This window comes from Dehalococcoidia bacterium, assembly GCA_021295915.1.
GTDB lineage: Bacteria > Chloroflexota > Dehalococcoidia > Lucifugimonadales > UBA1123 > VXRN01.
On the sequence record JAGWBK010000021.1, the window covers coordinates 71,084 to 77,701 of the forward strand.

At 57.7% G+C, this 6,618-nt stretch carries 6 protein-coding genes; all 6 read left to right on the forward strand.

Going from position 1 to position 6,618, the window contains the following annotated elements; translation table 11 throughout:
* Positions 1-896 (forward strand): ABC transporter permease (locus J4G14_07880; protein MCE2457722.1); only part of this gene is annotated, 896 nt, incomplete at its 5' end.
* Positions 893-1,792, forward strand: coding sequence for an ABC transporter permease (locus tag J4G14_07885; protein ID MCE2457723.1), 900 nt, complete (start codon positions 893-895; stop codon positions 1,790-1,792). The genes J4G14_07880 and J4G14_07885, both read left to right, overlap by 4 nt.
* Before the next feature lie 228 nt (positions 1,793-2,020).
* Positions 2,021-2,842: an acyl-CoA dehydrogenase family protein gene (locus J4G14_07890; GenBank protein MCE2457724.1), complete on the forward strand. Its 822-nt coding sequence runs from the start codon at positions 2,021-2,023 to the stop codon at positions 2,840-2,842.
* 160 nt (positions 2,843-3,002) lie between these two features.
* Positions 3,003-4,262: a molybdopterin molybdotransferase MoeA gene (locus J4G14_07895; GenBank protein ID MCE2457725.1), complete on the forward strand. Its 1,260-nt coding sequence runs from the start codon at positions 3,003-3,005 to the stop codon at positions 4,260-4,262.
* Positions 4,262-4,699: a hypothetical protein gene (locus tag J4G14_07900; protein ID MCE2457726.1), complete on the forward strand. Its 438-nt coding sequence runs from the start codon at positions 4,262-4,264 to the stop codon at positions 4,697-4,699. Before J4G14_07895 ends, J4G14_07900 begins: the two co-directional genes overlap by 1 nt.
* A gap of 212 nt (positions 4,700-4,911) precedes the next feature.
* Positions 4,912-6,087: a hypothetical protein gene (locus tag J4G14_07905; GenBank protein MCE2457727.1), complete on the forward strand. Its 1,176-nt coding sequence runs from the start codon at positions 4,912-4,914 to the stop codon at positions 6,085-6,087.
* Positions 6,088-6,618: the final 531 nt, after the last annotated feature.

Consider the following 6,618-nt stretch of genomic DNA (forward strand, 5'->3'; position numbering starts at 1 on the left):
TGATGATCTTCTTGCTGATGAGGGTGCTTCCGAACGACCCCATCTACTCGATGGCGGGCGAGGATAGCGAGGCGCTGACTCCGGAGATCCGCGAGGCCATGATGCGCCAGCTCGGCCTGGACCGTCCATTGCCCATCCAGTACCTGAGCTGGCTCGGAGGCATGGTCACCGGTGATTGGGGCAGGTCTTTCCAGAACAAGCGCCCCGTGACCTCAGAGCTCGCGTCGAGACTGCCCCACACGTTGCAGCTTGCCGCTGCCAGCTTCATCGTGTCGCTCGTTTTGGGACTCGCCACGGGGGTCATCGCTGCGCTCAAGCGCAACTCGATAACAGACATGGTCGCCACCAGCGGCGCGATGTTCGGCATTGCCATGCCGGACTTCTGGTTTGCGCTCATGCTGATTCTGCTGTTTGGCGTAACCCTGGGCATCCTGCCGGTGTTCGGGTCGGAGCTGGTCTGGGAACACCCCATAGATGGGCTGAGGCACATGGCCCTGCCCGCTCTCGCCCTGGGGCTAAACGGCGCCGCTACCATCATGCGCCAGACGCGCTCGTCTCTGCTGGAGGTGATGGGAGAGGACTACATCAGAACGGCACGGGCCAAGGGTCTGTTCGAGCGTCGAGTCATCTGGCTGCACGCGCTCAGGAACTCCATGCTTCCCGTGGTCACCATCCTGGGACTCAGGCTCGGCAACATACTGGGCGGCTCAGTGATCATCGAGACCATGTTCAGCTGGCCGGGAGTGGGACGGCTTGCGGTGTTCGCGCTTCAACGCTCTGATTTCCCCGTGATCCAGGCAATAGTCATGATGTCCGCGGTCGCCATTCTCGTCGCCAACCTCCTGACCGACATTATGTACGCCTACCTCGATCCCAGGATCAGGTACGAGCAATGAGGGACAGCGGCTCCGCCACAGCTAGGACTGGCACTATCGGAAGAGTGCTGGAAGCGCTTCCGAGCGACAACATCAAGCAGCTTCTGCAGCACAAGCTGTCAGCCATAGGCTTGTCTTATATCGGCTTGATCCTTGTCGTCGGGATATTCGCACCCTGGATCGCGCCGGCTGACCCGCTGGCAATCGACCCGATAAACTCACTGAAGGCGCCGTCACTGGAGAATCCCCTCGGTCTTGACCACGTGGGACGCGATCAGTTGTCGCGCCTGATCTACGGAGCGAGGGTGTCGCTCATCGTAGGTCTGCTCTCCGTTGGGGTGGCAATTGTGATTGGCGTGCCGCTTGGCATAATCGCGGCGTACGCGGGCGGCTGGATCGACCACGCCATCATGCGGATGATCGATGCGATGATAGCCGTGCCCGGGCTGCTGTTCGCTATGCTGCTGCTGCTCGTCATGGGTGGGAGCGTGCTGACCGTGAGCATTGCGCTCGGGATAAACCTGTTCACCACTCAGGCCCGGCTGGTGCGAAGCCAGGCGCTCTCAGTGAAGGAGCGCGAGTACTTCATGGCAGCCCGCATGATCGGTACGCCCCCCTGGCGTATGCTGCTGTTCCACATGGTCCCCAACTCGATTCAGCCGGTTATCGTCCAGGCGACCCTGGGCATGGGTTTCGCGATACTTGGAGAGGCCGGCCTGAGCTTCATCGGTGTTGGCGTAGAGCCCCCAATAGCCACATGGGGCAGCATGCTCAACCTGGCATTCGTGAATCTCAGGAGCGCCCCGTGGCTGTCGTTTGCGCCCGGAGTCGCGATCTTCCTGCTGGTGCTCTCGTTCAACTTCGTCGGCGACGGTCTGAGGGACGTACTCGATCCCAGGCTCCGGGGCAGGATCTAGCATCCCACGGCTTCCCGTTGCTCGCTGTCTGAACTCTGATTCTTATGACTTAAGGATTGGCATGATTGCGTACCGAGTGCGCAGACCAATCCGGCAATTGAGAGAATCCTCCGATCACATAAATCACGGTTCAGATATTTCCAATTCGACAACCCCATCCCGCGTATATAAAATAGGGTGTCGATAGTGCGGCCTCTGCAAGTCGCGCGTCATCGCAGGGGGGAATACGTGGACTTTCGATCTCCGTACACTGAGGAGCAACAGGCATTCCGCCTGGCGGCTCGCGCCTGGCTACAGGAACACTTTCCTCGCGATCTGAAAGTTCCGCCGGATGGCAGTCCGCTCGATGCGGATAACCAGGCCAAGGTCAAGACTTTCAGGCGAGAGCTTGGCGAGAAGGGATGGCTTGCGCCCTCGTGGCCCAGGCATCTGGGCGGCGGTGGTCTGACAGCGGGCTTCGACGTCGTCCTCATGGAAGAGATGCGCAACCTGCCGCTTCCGAGCATGGGCGACAACAATCGCTGGGTGCCCGCGATGATGGTATGGGGGACCGAAGAGCAGAAAGAGCGCTACATTCCACCTTGCCTGAAGGGTGAGTCCATCACCTGGCAGTGCTTCAACGAGCCCGAATCCGGCTCCGACTTCGCAGCAGTGAACACGCGCGCCGTTCCTGAAGAGAACGGATGGCGGATCACCGGAGAGAAGGCGTTCATCACAGGCCGGTTCGACCCTGATTACCTGATCACCCTGGCCAACACTGATCCCGACCGTCCACGGCGCTCCAATCTTGGAGTCTTCATGGTCGACGCCAACAGCCCCGGACTGGAGATACGCACCATGCGGGTGCTGATGGGCAGCGAGCGCAGGGTGACGTTCGACAACGTATTCGTTCCTGATGACTGCCGCCTTGGCCCAGCCTACCAGGGCTGGGAGATTGCGATGTCAGTGATCGAGGCCGAGCGCGGCGGCGTCGCCTTCAGGGTCAGCGAAGACGGCACCATCGAGAGCATCTACCAGTACCTCCGAGACCAGCGAAACGAACAGCAGTAACTCCGACCAACAGACCCCATCTCTTTCAGAGAGAGGATAGGGGTGAGTGTGAACACCGAGAACACACGCCACCCCGACTCTTCAGTTCTACAGATCAGCCAAGGGGCGTAAAAGAAGAATGCACCCCCACGAACATGGACACAGACACCACCACGAATCAATGCTGAGCGTGGAAGATGCGCTTGAGCGGATTCTGGGAAACTTCAGCGTCCTTGAGACCGAGCGAGTGCCGTTGCTCGACGCGCTTGGCCAGGTACTCGCCGAGCACGCCAGGGCTGTACACGACATCCCTCCTCTCGATAACTCAGCAATGGACGGCTACGCGATTCAGGCGGCCGATGTCACCGAAGCATCGGAGGACTCACCGGCCACCCTCAAGGTAGTCGGCCTGGTCACCGCCGGAGACATTCCGAAAGACACCGTCGTTCCAGGCGCTGCCGTTCGCATTATGACCGGCGCTCCAATTCCTCCCGGCGCAGACACCGTCGTTCCGTTCGAGGACACGGACGAAATAGACCGGCGCAACTCAGGTGAATCACTGGACGAGATCGGAGTCCGCTTCCCTGTAACTCTCGGCGCAGACATACGACCAGCAGGCCAGGACGTGCGCAGCGGCACGCTGGTGCTCTCCAAGGGCACCACACTCAGGCCCGCCGAGATCGGAGTCCTCGCTTCGCTGGGGTTCGACACTGTCAATGTCGTGCGCAGGCCGGTGGTTGCCATACTGTCCACCGGAAACGAGCTTCTTTATCCCGGTGACGAGTACGCTCCGGGCAAGATATACGACGCGAACAGCTACTCTGTTGCGGCCAGTGTCCGGCGGTATGGCGGAGTTCCCCTGCAGCTCGGAATCGCGAGAGACAATCTGGACTCCATGAACTCCAAGCTCGCCGAAGGGCTGAAGGCAGACCTGCTTATCACCTCGGCCGGAGTTTCCAAGGGCGACTACGACATGGTGAAGGACGTGCTGGCCCAGCATGGTCAGATCGACTTCTGGTCGGTGCGGATGCGCCCCGGCAAGCCGCTGGCGTTCGGACTGCTGCACGCTGAAGACGGCAGGAAGGTCCCGCACCTGGGACTGCCGGGCAATCCCGTCAGCGCGATGGTGACCTTCGAGCAGTTCGGCCGGGCCGCCATTCACAAGATGATGGGGAAGAGCGGGTTCCAGAAGCCGAGCATCGAGGCGGTGCTGGACGAGCCGATCTACAATACCGACGGTCGCCGCGTCTACGCCCGTGCAATGATTACAAAAGATAACGGCGCATACCGCGCCCGGTTGACCGGCAATCAGAGCTCAAATCTGCTCACCTCCATGGCAGGCGCCAACGGACTCGCTGTGTGTCCAGAGGACCTCCCCGCCAAGGAGCCGGGAGAGACCGTCGAGGTGCAAATGCTAGACTGGCCTGAGGATGTTTTTTGATGACTAGTGACACGCGGCCCGAGGCCGAAGGCCCCCAGTATCGTCCTTACTTTATCGACCCCGAGGGCGCTGAGGCGTCACGGCGCTCTCTGCCCGTTCTTGTAGCCAACCGGCTTTGCTACATGTGCCGGCAGGGCTACGCGGACGACGAGATCGCCACGTCGGACCAGCAGGACTTCATAGACATTATTGTCGGCCACTGCTCGAATGAGCAGGACTTCCTTCTGCCCGATACACCCATGAAGGAGGCCATATTCCGCATTCTTCTGGGCAACTCGAACGATCCGATGAACGCCGAGGAGATCAGCGCCGATCTCTCCAGCAGATGGCCCATGACACGCAGCACGTCCCCGGACGTCATTCAGCGCCTGCTCGATAATTGCGCCTACTACTGCATCGGCCCGGTACCTGTCCCCGGGACCGAAGAAGGGGCCTAAAGGCCCCAGTATATGTGGGTATCAGATCAATGTGTGACGACATTGGGATTAACACCCTATTTGACTAGTCTGCTTTCTGTCTTTGGTTCCTAACGAGGACTCCCAAGGACCAATATCTTAAAGTGCCCATGTAGAGTATCGCGCCTACTGACTTGTAGTTGAGACTGCTGTGTAAATGGCTGATACCATGGATCGCAGGTGACTTTGCCGATTTGACCAGCGCGGGCCCCTCAAAGGACGATCCTTGGTCTGATCAGGTGAGTGACGCTCAAGGGACTACTGAGCTCCCTGTTTCTGCAGGTATTCAACTGCAGATGATCGATGTCGCAACTGAAGACAATAGGGGAAAATCGGTTGACGATGATAGCGATTCAGTAAGCCTGCCGATTCGTGTAGAGAATGTAGCTGATACTCCGAGTGTCTATACGGACCGTGAAGAGAATCAAATCATCGACGACGATGGAATCTCGTACTGGCAAGCAGGCAGTGAACCGGAGACAGACCTCGACCTTTCACTAGACGGTCTTGGTGAAGAAGCAGTTCTACCGGATGAACCAGAGCCCCTCGCAGAGTATGACGGCGACCTTGTAGAGGCGCTGTACGACGCAAACGAGGATACGGAGATCCGCCCAATAGACCTCCGCCTGGATGAATTGGTCTCGGATATAGACTATGCAACTGCTGCTGAGCGTGACCAGATCTACGGGTTGCTGTCTGAATTCAGTTCAAAGCGATTATCGAATTGGTTAACTTGGCTGCACGACCAAGAGTGGACAGGGAAGAGCTTGGTTCTTTTCTTGGAGTTTCGTGATCTATGGGCAGCCACTCCACAGTGGTGGGAGTATTCTGTATGGTCCGACTGGCTCAATCGTTGGTGGACGTACTCAAGTCCTAATGTGATGAGTCGAGATGCAGCCTACGAAGTGATACAGCAACGGCTGGAGTATCAGGCGGATGAGATTATTGAAGAAGCTTGGTTTAGGGACTGGGACGACCTTGCTCTGTGGGAACGCGGGTTCCACTCTTTTGCTTCCTATGTGGTATTTCGCGTCGGATTGAATGCTGATGAAGACTGGACGAGTTACCTAGGTTGGGCAGCAGAAGGGCACAGTAGACCCTCAGTGCCACGTCACTACTTCCATGGCAATGACTCTGGGGACATCTTTGCCTTGTGGGCTGATAGACTTCAGGTTTGGGAAGATTATACTCCTTTTAGAACCTACGTAGGCGGTCCGCCATTGTGGTTCGCGGTGCAGGACTGGTACGACACAGCAGAATGGCACGATCACCTAGGTTGGGCCATCAACTGGAAAAATACGGTTCACCCGTATCTCTCACCTGAGTCCTTGGACACTTGGATGGACTACAAAAAGGACAAGAATGCCTGAGGTGTCGCAGTCTAGACTTATTCCCCGCCAAAACTGCTGGGTCTCACACGCCAGCCAGAGTAGCTTGGGAATAGTCTTAGATCACAAGACTATTGGTGACTCGGTCAATGTCAAAGTAGTGTGGGGACGAGATCAGACCGTTAAGTGGTATGAGGTGGAGGAACTGCGCAACGGCTTTCAACCAGGCCATATCGTTCAGGACATGCCCAAGTCCAATACTCGAAGGACTCTTGGGACGGGGACTGTACTTGCCATCCGTAGGATTGCGGATCGGGACATGGTGCAGGTGCAATTGCACAGTACAGGGGAAAGCCGATGGTTTCCTTACGAAAACCTTATTCGGCTCAGAGATGTATCCATAAAGTATGTTCGTGCTGAGGCTTCTGAAACTGACAGTGGGGAGAGGTTTCGGCTTAAGGTACTCGCATATGCTCTTGATTCGTGGAACCAAGTTAGAGGGTGTCTGAGAAGTCATTTCAGGTAGGGACAGCCAGTCGGCGTAGCATCAGCCTGACCATGGCAGCATACACG

Bases quoted from the DNA above. Each gene is read 5' to 3' on its own strand.
- J4G14_07885 (MCE2457723.1), top strand. From the start codon at position 893: ATGAGGGACAGCGGCTCCGCCACAGCTAGGACTGGCACTATCGGAAGA.
- J4G14_07895 (MCE2457725.1), top strand. From the start codon at position 3,003: ATGCTGAGCGTGGAAGATGCGCTTGAGCGGATTCTGGGAAACTTCAGC.
- J4G14_07900 (MCE2457726.1), top strand. From the start codon at position 4,262: ATGACTAGTGACACGCGGCCCGAGGCCGAAGGCCCCCAGTATCGTCCT.